Genomic DNA, 18,816 nt, shown 5'->3' on the forward strand with positions numbered 1-18,816 from the left:
CCATGACAAATGTAGAGAGACATCAATATATCTTAAAACAATTAAAGGAAGTCGGCGTAGTTCAGGTAATTGATCTATGTGAGGAATTGGGCGTTTCCTCTGTGACCATTCGGAAGGATTTGACCTTGTTGGAAGATAGTGGATTGTTGTTTAGGACGCATGGCGGGGCAACACAATATAATCCTTATACGACTGATCGTACCGTATTTGAAAAAGAGAAACTTCGTTCGGATGATAAAAGCAGGATCGGGAAAAAAGCGGCTGAAATGATTGAGGAAAATGATTCCATCATTATAGCTTCAGGAACGACCATGCAGTCGCTAGCAAAGCAGATTGTTCCTAAAGGAAATATTACTGTAGTGACTTCGGCATTGAATGTTGCAATGGAATTGATCAAATATCCTTCGGTTGAAATCATGCAGATGGGGGGGACGCTTCGCAAGACCTCAACATCCGTAACGGGAAAGTATGCAGAAAATTTATTACAGGATTTTTATTGCAGTAAATTGTTTTTGGGTGTAGACGGGATTGACCTGGAGTACGGGGTATCAACGTCAAGTGCGCAGGAAGCTCAATTAAATCGCATTATGATCGATACGGCTCAAAAAGTTGTCGTTCTTGCAGATTCTTCCAAATTTGGAAGAAGAAGTTTCGGACGAATTTGTGGTTTTGATAAAATTGATATATTAATTACCGATGACAAAGTAAATACAAGCTTTGTGGAATCGTTAGAAAAAGCTGGGGTAAACGTCATAGTTGTTTAACACAGTTTAACAAAAAAAACTCAAAACTATGCTCGACTTTTTATCATAAAAAATGTCCCCAAAAGAGTGTTTAACTTTTTGGGGACATTTTTTCTATGGATAGTTTTTTTAGCTCAGTGCCGGCTCCTGCTGGCTTAAACAGTGGAAACTTCCCAGCCCCCAAATAATGTCAACGGAATTTATACCGATGACTTTACGTGTAGGGAAACAGCCTTGGATAATATCCAGTGCTCTTTGGTCATTTTTATCGTTGAAGATCGGTACAACAACGATATCGTTTGCAATGTAGAAATTAGCATAAGAAGCAGGCAATCTTGTTTCGTCATAGATGACCGGTGCTGGCATTGGGAGCTCAACGATATGAAGTGGCTCTCCATTTAAGAGTCTAAATGAACGAAGTGTTGCTAGATTTTCTTGAAGTATCTCGTAGTTTTCATCCCTTGGATCTTCCTCGACAACTGTTAAAACGGTGTTTTCGTTGACGAAACGTGTAATATCGTCAATGTGTCCATCTGTATCGTCTCCAACGATACCGTTTCCAAGCCATAAAACCTGTTCCTGACCGTAAAATTCTTTTAAATAAGTTTCTATCTGCTCTTTTGTCAGGTGTGGATTTCGGTTTTTATTCAATAGACAAGCCGTTGTTGTCATGATTGTTCCTGCGCCATTAAACTCAACTGAACCGCCTTCCATGACGATATCAGGGACAAATAGAGGAAGGTTGAATGTTGTGGCAATACGTGTCGGAACAATATCGTCCAGGTCGAAAGGAGGGTATTTTCCACCCCAGGCATTATAGCCCCAGTCGACTACTGCTTTTTGATTTGTTGCTTGGTTAATAATAAAAGCGGGACCGTGGTCTCTACACCAAGCATCGTTAGTCGGATTAAAGTAGAATTCGATATTGCTAAAATCTGTTGTCACTTCTTTGAGTGCGGTAATAGCAAAATTTTGCATTTCCTCATTAGCGACGTTAATCCTTACTTTTTGCCCTGCTGCTACGGCTTTAATAAATTCGCAATAAGGTTTGTATATTGTTTCGATCTTCCCGGGCCAAGATTCCTCTTTATGTGGCCAGCTCAACCATAAGGCTTCTTGCTTTGCCCATTCTGCAGGAAAAGAGAAGCCCTGTTGTTTTGGGGAATTGTCAAAATAGTCCAGGGTGAATGTTTTTTTTTGTTCCATACTTATTTTAGCGGGATTAAAAAAGCCATTTCAGTTTGTTTCAGCACAGTGGTATGCCTTCGAAACTGAAATGGCTAGCATATCCAATATTAGTCTTCGTCAATAAAACGTTTGGTGATCGGCGCGTATGTTTCGATTCTTCGGTCTCTCAAAAATGGCCAATGTTTTCTGAAATAGTCCGATTCATTTAAATCTAGTTCGACGACCTCAATTTCTTCTTTGTCATGTGAAGCAAGGTAGAGTAATTTACCTTGTCCATTCGTCACGAAGCTTCCACCCCAGAATTTCATTGCACCATTTTGTTCAAATCCCACACGGTTAACGGATACAACAGGAACGCCGTTTGCAACGGCATGGGAGCGTTGTATTGTTTGCCATGCATTATATTGATCTTTGTTGGTTTCTTCATCTTGGTCTGTTGCCCATCCGATAGCAGTAGGATAGAATAAAATTTCGGCACCCATCAATGCGGTAATTCGAGATGCTTCCGGATACCATTGATCCCAGCAAATTAAGATGCCTATTTTTCCAAATTTTGTTTTGAATACTTTGTAGCCTAAATCGCCTGGTGTAAAATAGAATTTTTCGTAAAACGCAGGGTCATCTGGAATATGCATTTTGCGATATTTTCCTAAATAGGAACCGTCTGCATCCAATACAGCGGTTGTATTATGGTACAGTCCTTCTGCTCTTTTTTCAAATAATGAAGCGATAATGACGACACCTGTTTCTTTAGCAACAGCCGATAGGGCGTCCGTTGATGGACCCGGAATAGCTTCAGCCAGTGCGAAATTGTCATAATCTTCCACATCGCAGAAATATAAAGAGGTAAATAGTTCTTGCAGACACACAATTTGCGCACCTTTTGCAGCGGCTTCTTTTACTTTAGCGATAGCTTTTTCGAGATTCTCTTGTTTGCTTGCGGTACAGCTCATCTGTACAACTCCAACTTTTACTTTGCTCATTCTTTAATGCTTATTTTAATACAGCACAAAGATACTATTCTTAATTTGGATTTGGTCGGTAGGAAAAACAAAAAGAGCTCTTAGAGCTCTTTTCGTAATCTTGCTACCGGAATGTTCAATGCTTCCCGATATTTTGCAACCGTTCGCCGCGCAATATTGTAGCCTTTTTCTTTGAGAATCTCAGTGAGTTTCTCGTCAGCCAAGGGTTTCCGTTTATTTTCTTTTGCGATGCACTCCTCCAATATTTTCTTAACCTCTTTATTGGATACTTCTTCACCAGAATCCGTTTGAATAGCTTCAGAGAAAAACGATTTTAAGAGAAATGTTCCAAATTCTGTTTGTACGTATTTTGAATTTGCTACCCGCGACACAGTTGATATATCCATATCGATTTTGTCGGCGATGTCTTTTAATATCATTGGTTTTAGCTTACGATCATCACCAGTGAGGAAATAATCATATTGGTATTCCATGATTGCATTCATTGTTTTTAGTAGGGTTTGTTGACGCTGTTTTATTGCATCAATAAACCATTTGGCTGAGTCAAGTTTTTGTTTGACGAATTGCACAGCCTCTTTCATTTTTTTATCCTTTTGATCCGATTTCTCGTAATGTTCAAACATGTGTTGGTAATCACGACTTATGCGGAGCTCAGGTGCATTTCGGCCATTTAAAGTCAAATGCAGTGTTCCATCATTATTGCTGATATGGAAATCCGGGATAATATGTAGTTGCTTGCCTGCTACTGCGCCAGAATCTCCTGGTTTTGGATTAAGTTTTAGGATTTCGTTGACTACGTTTTTTAAATCCTCTGATGAAACGCCTAAAGATTTTTCTAATTTATCATAATGCTTTTTAGTGAATTCTTCCAGGTAATTCGCTACGACTTTAATAGCGAGTTTGATTGTGGGATTTTGTGTGTCCTTTTTTTGTAATTGGATCAATAGGCACTCTTGCAGATCTCGTGCTCCAATTCCTGCAGGCTCAAAATCTTGAATTACCTTTAGCATATCCAATACTTCCTGTTCATCGGTCATTACATTTTGGCCAAAAGCGAGGTCGTCGACAAGATTGATGATGGGCCGGCGTAAATAGCCGTCATCGTCCAGACTGCCAATAATTTGCTGGCCAATTAAAAAGTGCTTGTCATCTAAAGCTAAAAGGTCTAATTGTTGTTGTAACTGCTCATAAAAGGAGTGCTGAATTGCAACAGGTATTTCTTTTCGGTCGTCATCGTCATCTCCGTAGTCATAGCCATTGCCATAATCTTTGAAATCATCTTCCTGGATATAGTCTTCTAAACTAAAGTCTTCTGAGTCGAATCCGTCTTCATTGTCAAAATTGTCATCTGGATCTTTATCGGGGTATTCTTCTATAGGATCGGTCATATTAGTCAAGCTACCATCTTCTAACGCAGGGTTTTCTTCTAATTCTTCCTTGATTCTCGCATCTAATGAAACAGTCGGAACCTGCAACAATTTTATAAATTGTATTTGCTGCGGGGACAATTTCTGTAATAGCTTTTGTTGTAATGTTTGTTTTAACATGCTAATAGTTGACTTTTTTACATCTAAATTTAAACAAATATCATTATTATTTTAAAATAAAATCGATAATAAATAAAAAATGGGTATAATATTTGTGGAACGCGGGAAAAAGTTGCAAAGAAATTTGAGACTAGGCCTTTTTCTACCTATAGGTCTTTTGTTGTTTAATCGTGGCTGTAATTTCCAAAATCCACCCTTTCGAATTATGTCGTATTTTACAGTTGTTTGGCAGGTGTTTTTTATTGTTAAAAAATGTAAATAGTTGATTACAGCGATTTATTTAGTTGTATATTTAGCCCCTGAAAATAGATAAAAAGGCATATTGGACAGGTGTAAAACCTTTTGCTGGTCGGATGTGTTGAATATAAGATAAATTTCCATTTATGTTTAAACGTATTAAGAATAGGATTCTTCGTTATCTTGTTATAGCAGTATATTTTATCATTATATTGGTGTGTGCTATACAATTGAATTTTTTGTGGCTCTTTGGTTATTCTCCAACAAAAAAGGATATCGTTATGCCTAGTGTTAATATCTCTACGGAATTATACACGGCAGATAGTGTTTTAATTGGACGGTATTTCGACGAGGACAGAAATCCAATTCCATTTGATAGTATTCCGAAGTCTGTTACTAATGCGTTGATTGCAACTGAGGATGTTCGTTTTTATAGCCATAATGGTGTTGATTTTTTTGGTCTAGGATCAGGTATTATCTCTACATTAAAAGGGGATAAACGAGGCGCGAGTACAATTACGCAACAGTTAGCTAAAAATCTTTATCGTACTCGTTATAATAAGGCCGGTGGATTGTTGACGCGTCTTCCCGTGGCGGGTCTAGTGATCACGAAGTTTAAGGAGTGGATGACGGCTTATAAATTGGAGCAACGTTATTCCAAAAATCAGATATTGGAGATGTATTTAAATACAGTATCCTTCAGTAATAATGCCTATGGGATTGAGACTGCTGCAAAGCGCTATTTTTCGAAAGGAGCGAATCAATTGAATCAGACCGAAGCTGCTGTTTTGATTGGCATGTTAAAAGGTACGACTTTATATAATCCTATTCGTAATCCCGAAAATGCTTTTGTGCGAAAAAACACCGTTTTAAGTCAAATGTATAAAGGTGGTTTTCTGAAAAAAGAAGAGTATGATAAACTGGTTAAGGAGAAGATTGTTTTGAATACAAATAGTCAAGATCTTAATTCGGGTGGAGATTCTTACTTACGTGCTGCAGTAGCTAAATGGTTGGAAAAATGGTCTGAGGATAACAATTATGATATCTATACAGACGGTTTGAAGATTTACACGACGATAAATTCTAAACTTCAAAAGCATGCTGAAGAGGCTGTGGCGAAACAAATGATTGAATTACAGCAACGTCTAAATAACACCTGGGAGGGTCAGGAGCCTTGGCGTGATTTATCAGGTAAGGTTATACCCAACTTCTTGGATAATTTGGCAAAGAAAACTCCTTATTATGCTTTTTTGAGTAAAAAATATGCGAATACCCCTGATAGCATCAATTACTTCCTAAATAAAAAGAAGAAGATCGAAGTTTATAATTGGAAGGATGGTGGTAAGATCCAAAAGGATATGTCTACAATGGATTCTTTGAAATATTATGCCATGATGTTAAATGCAGGCATGATGTCTATGGATCCGTACTCGGGTGAAATTAAAGCATGGGTGGGTGGGATCAACCACCAATATTTTAAGTATGATCACGTGATGCAGGCGAAGCGACAAGCGGGGTCTACATTTAAACCTTTTGTATACTTGGCTGCTTTGGAGTCAGGGATGTCTCCGTGTGATAAGATCACGGATAAACCTGTTACGATCAAGATTGATAAAGGAGATTCTGTTGAGGTGTGGGAGCCTAAAAATGCAGATTGGAATTTTTCCTATCGTGAAATGTCGTTGCGTCATGCTATGGCGCGTTCCATTAATTCGGTTACGGTTCAGTTAACTGATATGGTTACGCCCGCGAAAGTTGTTGATGCGGCACATCGTTGTGGTATTACAAGTAAATTAAATCCTGTTGCCTCTGTGGGGTTAGGACCTAATGATGTTTCTGTTTTTGAAATGGTGAATGGGTACTCGACGATGATGAATCACGGTGAGCGTGTCTCACCTTTATTGGTGTCTAAGATCGAGGATCATGATGGTAATGTTATTGCCACTTTTCAGGCGGAGCGTAAACAAGTGGTGGATAAACAAGATGCCTGGTTGATGACGTATATGCTGCGGGGTGGTATGGAAGAACCTGGAGGTACATCTCAGGGATTGTGGGAATGGGATTTATTTGATAAGGAAAATGAAATCGGAGGAAAGACAGGTACTTCTTCCGAATATGTAGATGGTTGGTATATGGGAGTGACTAAAGATTTGGTGACAGGTGTTTGGGTTGGCTGTGACGAACGGAGTATTCACTTTAAAAATTCTCATTCGGGAGAAGGTTCTCGTACAGCATTACCAATATTTGGGGTGTATATGGAGTCTGTTTATAAAGACAAACAATTGGGGTATACGCAAGGTAAGTTTCCTAGTCCTACTGTTGAAATTACGAAATCTTACAAATGCGAAACTCCGCGTTATAGTGATCCGGAACCAGAGCAAAGTGATTCGACACAAGTAGAAGAGCCCGCTGATGAAGGATTTATCGGGCCTGAGGAAGAGGGAACGGAGCATCCTGTTGAGCGTAATCATACTGAAGGTGCTGATAGCGGAACGAGTAGCGTAGGGTCATCCTCGTTGGAGGAGCTTGGTAGTCAAAACTGATAATAGTTAAGGATATATCTAAAAAATAAAGATGGCCGCCTAGTTTAACTAAGGTGGCTTTTTTTATGCTAGGCTGCGTGGTTGGAATCTCTCTTGGTGAACGTTTGGTGTTGCTGAGGGAAAAGATTATTCCAATTAGGATTATATTTACGGATGAGCCTTTCGACTTGCATGGTTGTAAAATGTTGCAGTTCACTTATTCTCTTATTGGCGGTCTCCGAATTTGTGAAAGATTCTGTGTAGATTATTCGATTTAAGCTAGGGCCCTGGTTGAAAATAAAATTATTGGACTGCTGTAGTTCCATTACTGTACTAAAGATGTTGGAACTGAGACCGATTTTAAAGTGTTTCCGATTGTTGTCGGTTGATATATATACAATAAAATTGTTCATAATGCTAAATTATTTGGACGTTTAAAATATATTTACTAATTTTATTGGCACAATATTACTAATAAAATTAGTTTTTGCAAAATATTTTTTTGAAAAAATAATATGTCAAATATTTCGTCCAATCTGAAATTCCTTCGAAAAGGAAAAAAAATCACCCAGCAACAATTTGCTGATCTTATGGAAATTAAGCGTGCGTCTGTCGGTGCATACGAGGAAGATCGAGCAGAGCCTAAATATGAGTTATTAAAGAAGATTGCCGAATTCTATGGTTTGACTATGGATGAGTTGGCAAACGATGTTATTGATGACAAATGGAAGCCGGTTCCTAAAAGCAATGCCTCAAATTTAAGGGTGCTTAGTGTGACTGTGGATGCAGATGATCGTGAAAATATCGAACTTGTTCCGGTTAAGGCTAGTGCGGGGTATTTAAATGGATATGGTGATCCAGAATATGTTGCTGAGTTGCCAAAGTTTTCGCTACCTATGTTTGGTCAGGGGACATTTCGTGCTTTTGAAATAAAAGGGGATTCGATGTTGCCTTTACCTTCTGGTTCTATTATTGTGGCCGAATACGTAGAAAATTGGCATGATATTAAACCAGGAAGTACCTATATTGTCGTGTCGAAAGAAGATGGTGTGGTGTATAAACGCGTTGCTTTTAAATTTAAAGAGGATAAAGGTTTGAAGCTTGTTTCTGATAATAAGACCTATGAGCCTTATTGGGTAGAGACTGCTGATATTCTTGAAGTGTGGAAGGCTAAGGCTTTTATCAGTACACAGCTGCCCGAACCTACTCCGGAGCCAACCATAGAAACCCTGACAAGCATGATGGCGCAAATGCAGAAGACGATTAATGCAGTGGTGGATGGTTCTAAATAGTGGAGAATTATCTACGTATTTTTATTATTTAGTCACGCTGTGAAGATGATTGCAAGGACTGAGGAGCGATCGATAGCTTATTTTTATAGGGACTGTAGGTATATTGAATATAAAAACAATCTATCTAAGTTTGTTTTTTATTTTATAAAATGCTATATTTGCATATCTGAAAGGAAGGGGGCTCGTATTGCCCCCTTTTTTTAATTCAATTAATTTAGCATTTCTAGAAACAGAACAATGCAGCATATAGAAAAGAGAGTTATTGAACTCATCGCGGAAAAAATTGCAGATCGCGAGGATTTGTTTATCGTCAATGTGAAGATGCGCCCAAATAAAATTCTCGAGATTCTTTTGGACGGAGATAATGGTGTGAATATTGATGATTGCGCACAGGTGAGCCGTCATGTTGGTTTCCACTTGGAGGAGGAAAATGTAATTGATGATGCTTACCGTTTAGAGGTTTCATCTCCAGGTATTGATGCTAATTTTGTTAATATCCGACAGTATCAAAAGAATATAGGTCGTACAGTTCAGGTAAAGTTGAACGATAATACAAAAGTTGAAGGTACATTATTGACCGTAGACGAGATGAAGATCAATGTTCTTCAAAAGATAAAAGAAAAAGGTAAAAAAGCACAAGAGGTAGAAAAAGAACTTCCTTTTGATCAAATAAAAGCAACAAAAGTGGTAATTTCATTTTAATAATAATGAGTAACAGCAACATCAATCTGATAGACTCTTTTCAAGAGTTTAAGGAGTTTAAGAATATCGATAGACCTACTGTTATTACAGTATTGGAAGAGGTTTTTCGTAGTATGATCCGTCGTCGTTTTGGTACGGATGAAAATGTGGATGTTATCGTGAATCCAGATAACGGAGATTTGGAGATTTGGAGGACGCGTGTCGTTGTTGAAGATGAGTTTTCAGAAGATGATGACCTTGAAATCGAATTAGCGGAAGCTAGAAAGCATGATGAAGATTTGGAAGTAGGTGATGATTTTATTGAACAGATCACATTGGAAAGCTTTGGTCGTCGTGCAATTTTAGCGGCACGTCAGACGCTTGTATCTAAGGTTTTGGAATTGGAAAAAGACGAGGTCTTTAAGAAATATAAAGATAGAGAAGGAGAGTTGGTCATTGGTGAGGTCTATCAGATTTGGAAAAAGGAGATCTTGGTATTGGATGAGGACGGGAATGAACTAATTCTTCCTAAATCAGAGCAAATCCCAGCTGACTATTTCAAAAAGGGAGATGGCATTCGCGCAGTTGTGCATAAAGTAGATATGATGAATAATAATCCGAAGATTATTATTTCACGTACTGCACCTGCGTTCTTACAACGTTTATTTGAACTTGAGGTTCCTGAGATTTTCGATGGTTTGATTACGATCAAGAAAATCGTTCGTGAGCCAGGGGAAAGAGCGAAGGTTGCTGTTGAGTCTTATGACGATCGTATTGATCCTGTAGGAGCTTGTGTTGGTATGAAGGGGTCTCGTATTCATGGTATCGTTCGTGAACTGCGTAATGAGAATATTGATGTAATTAATTTTACAACAAATCATTCGTTGTACATCGCTCGTGCTTTGAGCCCTGCAAGAATTAGCTCAATCAAAATCGATGAAGAAAATAAGACTGCGGCTGTATATTTAAAATCGGATCAAGTTTCTTTAGCCATTGGACGTGGGGGACATAATATTAAATTGGCTGGTAAATTGACTGGTTATGAAATAGATGTTTATCGCGAAAATGACGAGTTTGATGAAGATGTCGATATCGAAGAATTCAGCGATGAGATTGAAAGCTGGGTTATTGATGAATTGAAGCGTGTCGGCTTGGATTCAGCGAAGTCGGTGTTGTCTCTTAGCGAGGAAGAGCTGGTTAGACGTACCGATTTGGAAGAGGATACTGTTCGTGAGATTGTACGTATTTTACAAGCTGAATTTGAATAAAATTCAGCTCGTTAATTTTTTTCTATCTAACATTCGGAATAAATTGTTTATGGATGGAAAAAAACATATTTTTGTAATTATATTAAAATAGTTTATATTATAGATGACTGAAGGAAAAGGAACAAACTTGCTTAAAGCAGCAAAGGAACTCAACATCGGGATACATACCGCCGTGGAATGTTTAGTGAAAAAAGGATATGATGTAGAAGCAAAGCCTAACACTAAATTGAGCGGAGAGATGTATGGTGTGCTGTTAAAAGAGTTTCAGGGAGACAAATCACTGAAAGATGAAGCTAAACAAATTGTGATTGGCAAAATTCGTCGTGAGGAGTCGCCGTCCTCTTCTCCTAAGGAATCATCTAAGAATGAGGATTTCGAAGATCATGATGAATCCAAGGAAATCTTGGTCAAGAATACAGTAGAAATCCCTTCTGTTAAGGAAACTACTCCTGCAAAAGTGGAGGAGCCCGTTCATCAAGGTGGTATGAAAGTGGTTGGTAAGATTGATCTTGACGCATTGAATAGAGGCGGAAGTAAGGTCAAGAAGGAAGAACCTGTTAAGGAGGAACCAAAAACCATTAAAGAAACGCCTGTAGAGGCTAAAGCTGAAGCTAAGGTGGAAGAAAAGAAGGAAGCCGAAGTCAAAGCGCCTATTGTTGAAGCGAAAAAAGAAGAACCAAAGGTTATTGAAAAGAAGCCGGAAGTTGTTGTACCAAAAGCTGAAATAGAAAAACCCGAAGTAAATAAAACTGAAGTAAAAGCAACTCCGGTTGTAGAGACAAAAACTGAACCTGTGAAGGTAGAAGACAAGAAAAAAGAAGAAACAGCGCCGAAAGCTGTGCCAGTAACTCCAATAGTGGAGCCTGCGAAAAAACAAGGAGATGAAATTATTTCTGCTCGTGCGGAAAGATTGACAGGTCCTAAAGTCATTGGTAAAATTGAATTACCATCTGCTAGACCTTCCCACAAACCAGTGGCTTCATCTTCAAATGCTGGAAATAATAATGAGAAACGTAAGCGTAAGCGTACGAATCCAAATGGTCCAGTAAACCCAAATGCGGGGCAAGGTCAAGGTCATAATAATCAAAACCGTGGACCGCGCGATGGTAACAATCCCAACAACCGGGACCAACAAGGAGGTAACCGAGGTGGGAATCATGGTCCTAACAACAACCCGAACAATCGTCAAGGGCAAAACAACAACCAACACCCAGGTAGACCGGGACAAGGAGGTAACAACCAACACTCAGGTAGACCAGGACAAGGTACGAGACCGCAACACGGTAATCGTTTTGACAATAGAGGTAAGGGAAGACCTGTTGAGAATAAGGAAGAACCTACTGAAAAGGAAATCCAAGATCAAATCAAAGCAACACTTGCTCGTTTGAGTGGTGCAGGTAAATCTGGTAAATTTGCGCAACGTGCCAAATTGAGACGTCAGAAACGTGATGATGTTGCTCAACATGCGGAAGAAGCTGCAATGGAGCAAGAAATGATGGCAAAAGTATTGCGTGTTACAGAGTTCGTAACTGCAAACGAATTAGCTAATTTGATGGACGTTCAGGTAACCCAAATTATTGCAACGTGTATGAGTTTGGGTATGTTCGTGTCAATTAATCAGCGTTTAGATGCGGAAACTTTAACCATTGTAGCGGATGAATTTGGTTATCAGGTAGAGTTTATCAAACCTGAGGATGAGGAGACTGCTGAATTGGAGGAACCGGATACAGAAGAGAACTTGATTTCAAGAGCGCCTATTGTAACGGTCATGGGACACGTCGACCATGGTAAGACCTCTTTACTGGATTATATCCGTAAGGCGAACGTTACTTCTGGTGAGGCGGGTGGTATCACCCAACATATCGGTGCATACGCGGTGAAATTGGAGGATGGTCGGAAGATCACTTTCTTGGATACCCCTGGTCACGAGGCTTTTACAGCGATGCGTGCCCGTGGTGCCAAAGTAACAGATATTGTTATTATTGTTATCGCAGCTGACGACGCCGTCATGCCGCAAACAAAAGAAGCGATCAACCACGCGCAGGCAGCAGGAGTTCCAATCGTATTTGCATTTACTAAAGTAGATAAACCGGGAGCAAATCCTGATAGAATCCGTGAGCAGCTTTCTGCGATGAATATCTTAGTTGAAGACTGGGGCGGTAAGTTCCAAGCGCAAGAGATTTCAGCAAAAACGGGGGAAAATGTTGACCTATTATTAGAGAAAGTTCTATTGGAAGCTGAGATGTTAGATCTAAAAGCTGATCCGAAAAAACGTGCTGTTGGTTCAGTAATTGAAGCAGCTTTGGATAAAGGTCGTGGTATCGTGACAACGGTGTTGATACAAAGTGGTACATTACGTGTTGGAGACCCTATTTTAGCGGGATCGCATTCAGGTAAGGTGAAGGCTTTGACTAATGAAAGAGGTGAACGTGTTAAAGAGGCGGGACCTTCTGTTCCAGTGCAAATCTTGGGTATGGCCGGCGCACCAACAGCAGGGGATAAGCTTTATGTTCTTGAAAGCGAGTCTGAAGCTAGAACTGTAGCTAACAAACGTCTTCAGTTACAACGCGAGCAAGGCATGCGTGCAACTAAACATATTACCTTGGATGAAATCGGTCGTCGTTTGGCTATCGGTAACTTTAAAGAACTTAATATTATCGTTAAAGGTGATGTGGACGGTTCTATTGAAGCATTATCAGATTCATTATTGAAATTGTCTACTGACGAAATTCAGGTTAATATCATTCACAAATCAGTGGGTGCAATCTCTGAATCAGATGTATTGTTAGCTTCTGCTTCCGATGCGATTATCATAGGTTTCCAAGTACGTCCAACACAAAACGCACGTAAGTTGGCAGAGAACGAGCAAATTGATGTACGTTTATATTCGATCATCTATGATGCGATTGATGAAATCAAGTCTGCGATGGAGGGTATGTTGGCACCGAAATTTGAAGAGAAAATCGTTGCTGAAGTTGAAATCAGAGAAACCTTCAAAATTTCTAAAGTGGGTACGATTGCCGGATGTATGGTTAAAGAAGGTAAGATCAATAGAAATAATGATATCCGCATAATCAGAGATGGTGTTGTAATTCATACTGGTAAACTGGCATCGTTGAAACGTTTTAAAGACGATGTGAAAGAAGTTTCAATGGGTTATGAATGTGGTTTGAATATTGACCGTTTTAATGATATTCAAGTAGGAGATATTGTTGAAGCTTACGAACAAGTTGAAGTGAAACGTAAATTGTAATCACTTAGTGATACACTAATAAAACAGAAAGCGGCATTGATTTTAATCAATGCCGCTTTCTGTTTTAACGTTCGTATAGTTCTATTGGAACCTGATCAGGATCAAAGAAGAATGTAAAGCGTTTATTTGTTAACTCGTCTATTCTGATCCCTTCATGTGATACACCTGCTTTTTCGAGCTTATTTAATTCTAGGTCGAGATTATCGACTTCGAATGCAAGATGTCTTAAACCGGCAGCTTCTGGAAAGCTGAGCCGATTAGGCGGTGATGGGAACGAAAAAAGTTCTATAATGTAATGATCATTGAGTTTGAGGTCCAGTTTGTAGGAATCACGTTCCACACGATAGTATTCTCTAGCAATCTCTAGGCCCAGTATGCCCGTATAGAATTTCTTTGAACGTTCATAATCACTACAGATAATGGCGATATGATGTATCCTGTTGAGGTTTAATTTCATCTTTCAATACTTATCTCATGGCATTTGTTATATCTTTTGTTCATTTAGGATATGGAGCATATACAGACTATTTTACCATGTCTCTCCTATTATTTTGCTCTTTCATATTGTTTAGGCCAAGGAATTTCAGCGTCTAATTCTTTGGCAAAATGTAATGGAAGGTGTGGATCATCAAGAAATCCCCGTGCGATTAAGATTAAATCTGCTTGCTTTCGCGTAATGATCTCGGATGCTTCAATAGCAGTTTTAATTAAACCTACAGTGGCGACGTTATTCTTGGTATGCTCCTTAATCGCGATGGCGAAAGGGAGCTGATATGCTGGACCTACATCTATTTTTTGATAGGAGACCAATCCTCCACTTGAAACATCAATCAGGTCTACCCCCAATGCATATAGCTGTTGTGATAAGGCTATGGATTGCTTTAAGTCCCAGCCGGCTTCGGCCCAGTCAGTTGCTGAAATACGTACCCATAAACTTTGGCTTGTTATTTCTTGTTTTACTCTTTTCACAATTTCAATAAGAAAGCGTATTCTATTTTCAAAGATCCCGCCGAAAGTGTCTTTTCGTAAGTTGCTCAGTGGTGAAAGAAATTGATGGATCAGATATCCATGTGCTGCATGGAGTTCAATAATTTCATAGCCGGCTTGGATTGCTCTTTTCGTCGCTGTTCCAAATTGTTCAATCAGATTTTCAATGGCGGAAACATCAAGTTCCTGTGGTTCATAATCTCCTGCATGGAAAGCTATTGCAGATGGAGCAACTGTTTGCCAGCCCTGAGGGTCCGTTGGTGAAAATTGATTCCTGCCAAGCCAAGGTTTATTGCTGCTTGCTTTGCGGCCTGCATGGGCAAGTTGTATGCCGGGTATGGAATCATTTGCTTTAATGAACTCGGTTATTTCTTTTAATTTTTCGATATGCTGGTCGTCCCATAAGCCAAGGTCTCCATCACTGATTCGACCGTCAGGGCTAACTGCTGTTGCTTCTTGTATTACTGCTGCAGCTCCGCCGATTGCAAATTGGCCCAAATGAACCAAATGCCAGTTATTTGCAAAACCATCTTTTGCCGAGTATTGACACATTGGGGATACAACCAAACGATTTTTCAATTCTAAATTTCCGATGTTTACTGATGAAAATAATTGACTCATAATTGCTTGTTTATAGAAGATAGGAGCAATGAAAGCTCCTATCTTGATCAATTTCTTTGTATCATAAAAGAAAGCTATTAAAAGGGCTGTATTTGACCCTGATGAATAGCTATTCGATTATTAGGGATTTGTAGACCATAAAGAAGCTGATTTTAACATGGCTCTTCTTGGTAGTTTTAAATTAGCAATGATCAGCTCCGCGAAATCTTCAGGCTGAAGAACTTTTTCTGGATCACCATCGGTAAGTCCAAGATCTTTGGACATATCCGAGGCAATCGTACTAGGCATAAGTGTACATACCCGAATATTGTTTTTCCGTACTTCCCGCATTAAAGAATCGGCGAAGCCGATGACGCCAAACTTTGATGCACTATAAGCGGAAGTGGTGGCTGCGCCATTTAATCCGGCAGTCGAAGATACCATAATGATATCGCCTTGATTTTTTTCAATCAGTTGCGGAAGAATAGTTTTTGTAACAAAATATGTACCCAGGAGATTCGTTTGAATTATCGATGTCCAATCGGCAACATCCATGTCGAGCACAGTGGAAAACGATGCTACTCCCGCATTGTTAACTAATATGTCAAAGCTACCGAAGGTTTTTTTCAATCGCTCGATCTCCTCCTGTACTGCACTATAATTTGATACGTCAAAGACGGCATAAGTGACCTCAGTGCCCAGCTCGGCAAGTTCCGTGGCCGTATCCTTTAAAGCAGCTTCATTTCTACCGGTAATCGCGATATGAACACCTTCTTTCGCTAATGCATAGGCAATCGCTTTCCCCAATCCTCGCGCACCACCCGTAATTAAGGCTCTTTTTCCTGTTATATTTTCCATAATATAAAAATAGGCATGATCTTTTTTATTCCTGTCAGATGATCCTAAAAAAGGCAATTTATTTTGCCTTTTTTAGGATATTTTCGATAATAGGGTAAGTATTGTTGCGTATGTCTTCAAATTGGTCCACATGACGCCATTCTGCTTTTGTGATATCTTCTGCAGTTTGCGGAATCAATTTAGGGACTTTGTTGACTCCCATTTCATACCAGTTCGTTGCTTTTAAGACGAATTCTCCATTTCGCAAAAAATAGGTATGGTATGATGTGGTGATTTTTTTTCCTAAGTAGTTGATTTTGATGCCACATTCCTCTTCAACTTCGCGTACAGCTGCTTCCCGCATTTTTTCATTTTCTTCCACTTTACCTTTCGGAAGATCCCATTTTCCTAATCGGTAGATAAAAAGATAGTCTCCATCACCATTTTTCACCAGCCCACCTGCAGCTTTAATGAGCTTAATTTTATTTTTTAAGTTTTGAAATACGGTTTCAAAATCCTTGTTGATGTAGAGATATGTTTTTGGAACTTTATCAATTTCAGATTGTTTGAAAAGTTTTTGGAGGTCAATCTCTTGAAAACTAATTGTTTGTGGGTTTTTGATTTTCGATGGAACAAAATCTGCTAAAATTAGCACGGTTTCGTTCATATAAATTTTATAAATTTGCGCCATGAATAATTTAAATGAGGTTGAACAAAAAGTTGCTGAATCCTTATTGCAAATTAAAGCAATAAAATTGCAACCTAAAAGTCCTTTTACATGGGCGTCGGGTTGGAAGTCTCCAATTTACTGTGATAACCGTATCACTTTATCTCATCCTGCGATTCGTACATACATTCGTCAAAAGCTTTCTAAGCTTATTCAAGAAGAGTTTGGATCAGTGGATATGATTTCTGGAGTTGCTACGGCAGGTATTCCACAAGGCGTTTTGGTAGCACAGGATTTGGGACTACCATTTTCTTATGTCAGAAGCTCAGCTAAGGATCATGGTCGTCAGAATTTAATTGAAGGTGAAGTAGTTAGCGGTCAACGCGTAGTTGTAATTGAAGATCTAATTTCGACAGGTAAGAGTAGTTTAGTGGCTGTAAAGGCGTTACGTGAGGCTGGCTGCAATGTTGTTGGCTTGGTGTCTATTTTTACTTATGGATTGCAACAAGCTACTGATAATTTTGCTGATGCAAAATGTCCTTATTTCAGTCTATGTAATTATGATGCTTTGATTCAGGTCGCTGCTGAAAATAGTTATGTATTGGAAGAGGATATTGAGATCTTGAAAAAGTGGCGATTGAACCCGGCTACTTGGGGCGACAATTTTCAATAAAGAGGATTAATTTATCGTTATGACTACTATTCAGAATACAACAGAAATCAACAAAAATGTCGGCGAGGTGTATGCGTTTTTGGCGGATCTCAACAATCATGAGCAGTTGATGCCTGAAAATATCTACAATTGGTCTTCGACTACGGACGAGGCGCGATTTACAATACAGAATATGGCAAAATTGGCTCTTCGCGTAGAAGAGCGTGTTGAGAATCATCTTATTAAGTTGACTCCTTTAGAGAAGGCACCTTTTGACGTAACTCTTCGTTGGGAATTGCAAGTTATTGCTGATACAGTGACAAAGGCAACCTTTATCATAGATGCTGATCTCAACATGATGATGAAAATGATCGCTTCTGGGCCGCTTCAAAAATTGGTTGACTTTCAGGTCAACAAATTAAAAGAAAAGCTAGGGTAGGTTGGTTCATAGCGAATATAAAAAAAGCTCGATTAGTAATAATCGAGCTTTTTTTATGCTAGTCTTTCATTGACTTTTTTCCAATTCACAATATTCCACCAATTTTTAATATAATCAGCTCTTTTGTTTTGATAGTGCAGGTAATAAGCATGCTCCCATACATCAAGACCTAAAATGGGAATACCTTTTACCTCTGCAACATCCATTAAAGGATTGTCTTGGTTTGGAGTAGAGCTAATTTTTAAGTTACCTGAGTCATCCAAAAGCAACCAGGCCCATCCCGAACCGAATCGTGAGGTTGCTGCAGCGGCAAACTGTTCTTTGAATTTGTCTAGAGAACCAAATGTCTTATTGATCATAGTCAATAATTTTTCGGATGGCTGGCTCGGCTTATCGGACAGACTTTCCCAAAAAAAGTTATGGTTCCAGGCTCCTCCAGCATTATTCCTTGCTTTTGGAGAGTACTTAGATATGTTTGCTAGAAGTTGCTCCTCTGAGGCTTCCTTGATGTTTTCAGCAAGAATGGCTTCGTTAACGGCATTAATATAGGCCATATGGTGCTTTGTATAATGGATTTCCATCGTCAACGCATCAATATTAGGCTCCAAAGCGGCATAACTGAATGGTAATTTTACTTGGGAAAACTTTAAGGTAGCGGCATGTAATTCAGTAGCTTTCGCGGAAGCAATATCTTGTAATATTGATCCAGATACAGCGATGCCTAGCGTAGCTTTTGCTGCATTTTGAAGGAAGTTTCTGCGTGTTTGCATATAATCTTATTGTGATTAGTTTTGATATAAATATAACGTGAAATTTTGCAAATATTGTCCAAGAATTGTCTGTTAATTGTAATACAACAAAATTGTTATAAATTCATCTGTAGAGCAGCATGCTTTGTTTCGAATTTTGATGTACGGTAA

17 protein-coding genes are annotated in these 18,816 nt (G+C 39.0%); 8 read left to right on the plus strand and 9 right to left on the minus strand.

What is annotated here, in order from left to right; translation table 11 throughout:
- Positions 1–2: 2 nt before the first annotated feature.
- A complete protein-coding gene (gene agaR / locus BGP15_RS02145; protein WP_046675473.1) occupies positions 3–764 on the plus strand; it encodes a transcriptional repressor AgaR in 762 nt (253 codons plus the stop codon).
- A 108-nt stretch (positions 765–872) separates the two neighbouring features.
- Here the strand turns inward: agaR and BGP15_RS02150 are convergent, their stop codons facing one another.
- The 3 genes from BGP15_RS02150 to rpoN form a co-directional block, all read right to left on the minus strand.
- On the minus strand, positions 873–1,949 hold the full coding sequence (locus tag BGP15_RS02150; protein WP_286768580.1) for an agmatine deiminase family protein: 1,077 nt from the start codon (positions 1,947–1,949) through the stop codon (positions 873–875).
- 89 nt (positions 1,950–2,038) lie between these two features.
- A complete protein-coding gene (locus BGP15_RS02155; RefSeq protein WP_286768581.1) occupies positions 2,039–2,914 on the minus strand; it encodes a carbon-nitrogen hydrolase in 876 nt (291 codons plus the stop codon).
- Positions 2,915–2,994: 80 nt separating this feature from the next.
- Positions 2,995–4,461 (minus strand): RNA polymerase factor sigma-54, encoded by a 1,467-nt coding sequence (rpoN, locus tag BGP15_RS02160; protein WP_286768582.1) that lies wholly within the window; start codon positions 4,459–4,461, stop codon positions 2,995–2,997.
- 518 nt (positions 4,462–4,979) lie between these two features.
- Between rpoN and BGP15_RS02165 the strand changes: the two genes are divergently transcribed.
- On the plus strand, positions 4,980–7,241 hold the full coding sequence (locus tag BGP15_RS02165; RefSeq protein WP_353681973.1) for a penicillin-binding protein 1A: 2,262 nt from the start codon (positions 4,980–4,982) through the stop codon (positions 7,239–7,241).
- Between the two features lie 68 nt (positions 7,242–7,309).
- Here BGP15_RS02165 and BGP15_RS02170 read toward each other — a convergent pair whose 3' ends face one another.
- Complete coding sequence (locus tag BGP15_RS02170) at positions 7,310–7,633, minus strand: GIY-YIG nuclease family protein (protein ID WP_112376125.1); 324 nt, start codon at positions 7,631–7,633, stop codon at positions 7,310–7,312.
- A gap of 102 nt (positions 7,634–7,735) precedes the next feature.
- Between BGP15_RS02170 and BGP15_RS02175 the strand changes: the two genes are divergently transcribed.
- From BGP15_RS02175 to infB, 4 genes are all read left to right on the plus strand, one after another.
- Positions 7,736–8,512, plus strand: a complete 777-nt coding sequence (locus tag BGP15_RS02175; RefSeq protein WP_070567758.1) for an XRE family transcriptional regulator — start codon at positions 7,736–7,738, stop codon at positions 8,510–8,512.
- Between the two features lie 237 nt (positions 8,513–8,749).
- The gene (rimP, locus tag BGP15_RS02180; RefSeq protein ID WP_286768584.1) at positions 8,750–9,214 is read left to right on the plus strand and encodes a ribosome assembly cofactor RimP; all 465 of its coding nucleotides are present in this window, start codon (positions 8,750–8,752) and stop codon (positions 9,212–9,214) included.
- Between the two features lie 5 nt (positions 9,215–9,219).
- Entirely contained in the window at positions 9,220–10,461 is a 1,242-nt protein-coding gene (gene nusA / locus BGP15_RS02185; RefSeq protein ID WP_070567754.1) for a transcription termination factor NusA, read from the plus strand.
- A gap of 103 nt (positions 10,462–10,564) precedes the next feature.
- A complete protein-coding gene (gene infB / locus BGP15_RS02190; protein WP_070567751.1) occupies positions 10,565–13,714 on the plus strand; it encodes a translation initiation factor IF-2 in 3,150 nt (1,049 codons plus the stop codon).
- A 64-nt stretch (positions 13,715–13,778) separates the two neighbouring features.
- Here the strand turns inward: infB and gloA2 are convergent, their stop codons facing one another.
- From gloA2 to BGP15_RS02210, 4 genes are all read right to left on the minus strand, one after another.
- Positions 13,779–14,171 (minus strand): SMU1112c/YaeR family gloxylase I-like metalloprotein, encoded by a 393-nt coding sequence (gene gloA2 / locus BGP15_RS02195; RefSeq protein WP_286768585.1) that lies wholly within the window; start codon positions 14,169–14,171, stop codon positions 13,779–13,781.
- A gap of 89 nt (positions 14,172–14,260) precedes the next feature.
- Positions 14,261–15,322 carry an NADH:flavin oxidoreductase/NADH oxidase gene (locus tag BGP15_RS02200; protein ID WP_286768586.1) on the minus strand — a complete coding sequence of 354 codons (1,062 nt, stop codon included), beginning with the start codon at positions 15,320–15,322 and terminating at the stop codon, positions 14,261–14,263.
- Between the two features lie 120 nt (positions 15,323–15,442).
- Positions 15,443–16,159, minus strand: coding sequence for a 3-ketoacyl-ACP reductase (locus BGP15_RS02205; RefSeq protein WP_286768587.1), 717 nt, complete (start codon positions 16,157–16,159; stop codon positions 15,443–15,445).
- 58 nt (positions 16,160–16,217) lie between these two features.
- Complete coding sequence (locus tag BGP15_RS02210) at positions 16,218–16,805, minus strand: NUDIX domain-containing protein (protein WP_236560231.1); 588 nt, start codon at positions 16,803–16,805, stop codon at positions 16,218–16,220.
- Between the two features lie 22 nt (positions 16,806–16,827).
- On the opposite strand from BGP15_RS02210, the gene pyrE reads away from it, so the two are divergent.
- Both pyrE and BGP15_RS02220 read left to right on the plus strand, forming a co-directional pair.
- The gene (gene pyrE, locus BGP15_RS02215) at positions 16,828–17,478 is read left to right on the plus strand and encodes an orotate phosphoribosyltransferase (RefSeq protein ID WP_070567741.1); all 651 of its coding nucleotides are present in this window, start codon (positions 16,828–16,830) and stop codon (positions 17,476–17,478) included.
- 19 nt (positions 17,479–17,497) lie between these two features.
- Positions 17,498–17,896, plus strand: a complete 399-nt coding sequence (locus BGP15_RS02220) for an SRPBCC family protein (RefSeq protein WP_070567739.1) — start codon at positions 17,498–17,500, stop codon at positions 17,894–17,896.
- Between the two features lie 53 nt (positions 17,897–17,949).
- Here the strand turns inward: BGP15_RS02220 and BGP15_RS02225 are convergent, their stop codons facing one another.
- Positions 17,950–18,666: a superoxide dismutase gene (locus BGP15_RS02225; protein WP_115050679.1), complete on the minus strand. Its 717-nt coding sequence runs from the start codon at positions 18,664–18,666 to the stop codon at positions 17,950–17,952.
- Positions 18,667–18,816: the final 150 nt, after the last annotated feature.

This window comes from Sphingobacterium sp. 40-24 (assembly GCF_001899705.1).
GTDB classification, from domain to species: domain Bacteria; phylum Bacteroidota; class Bacteroidia; order Sphingobacteriales; family Sphingobacteriaceae; genus Sphingobacterium; species Sphingobacterium multivorum.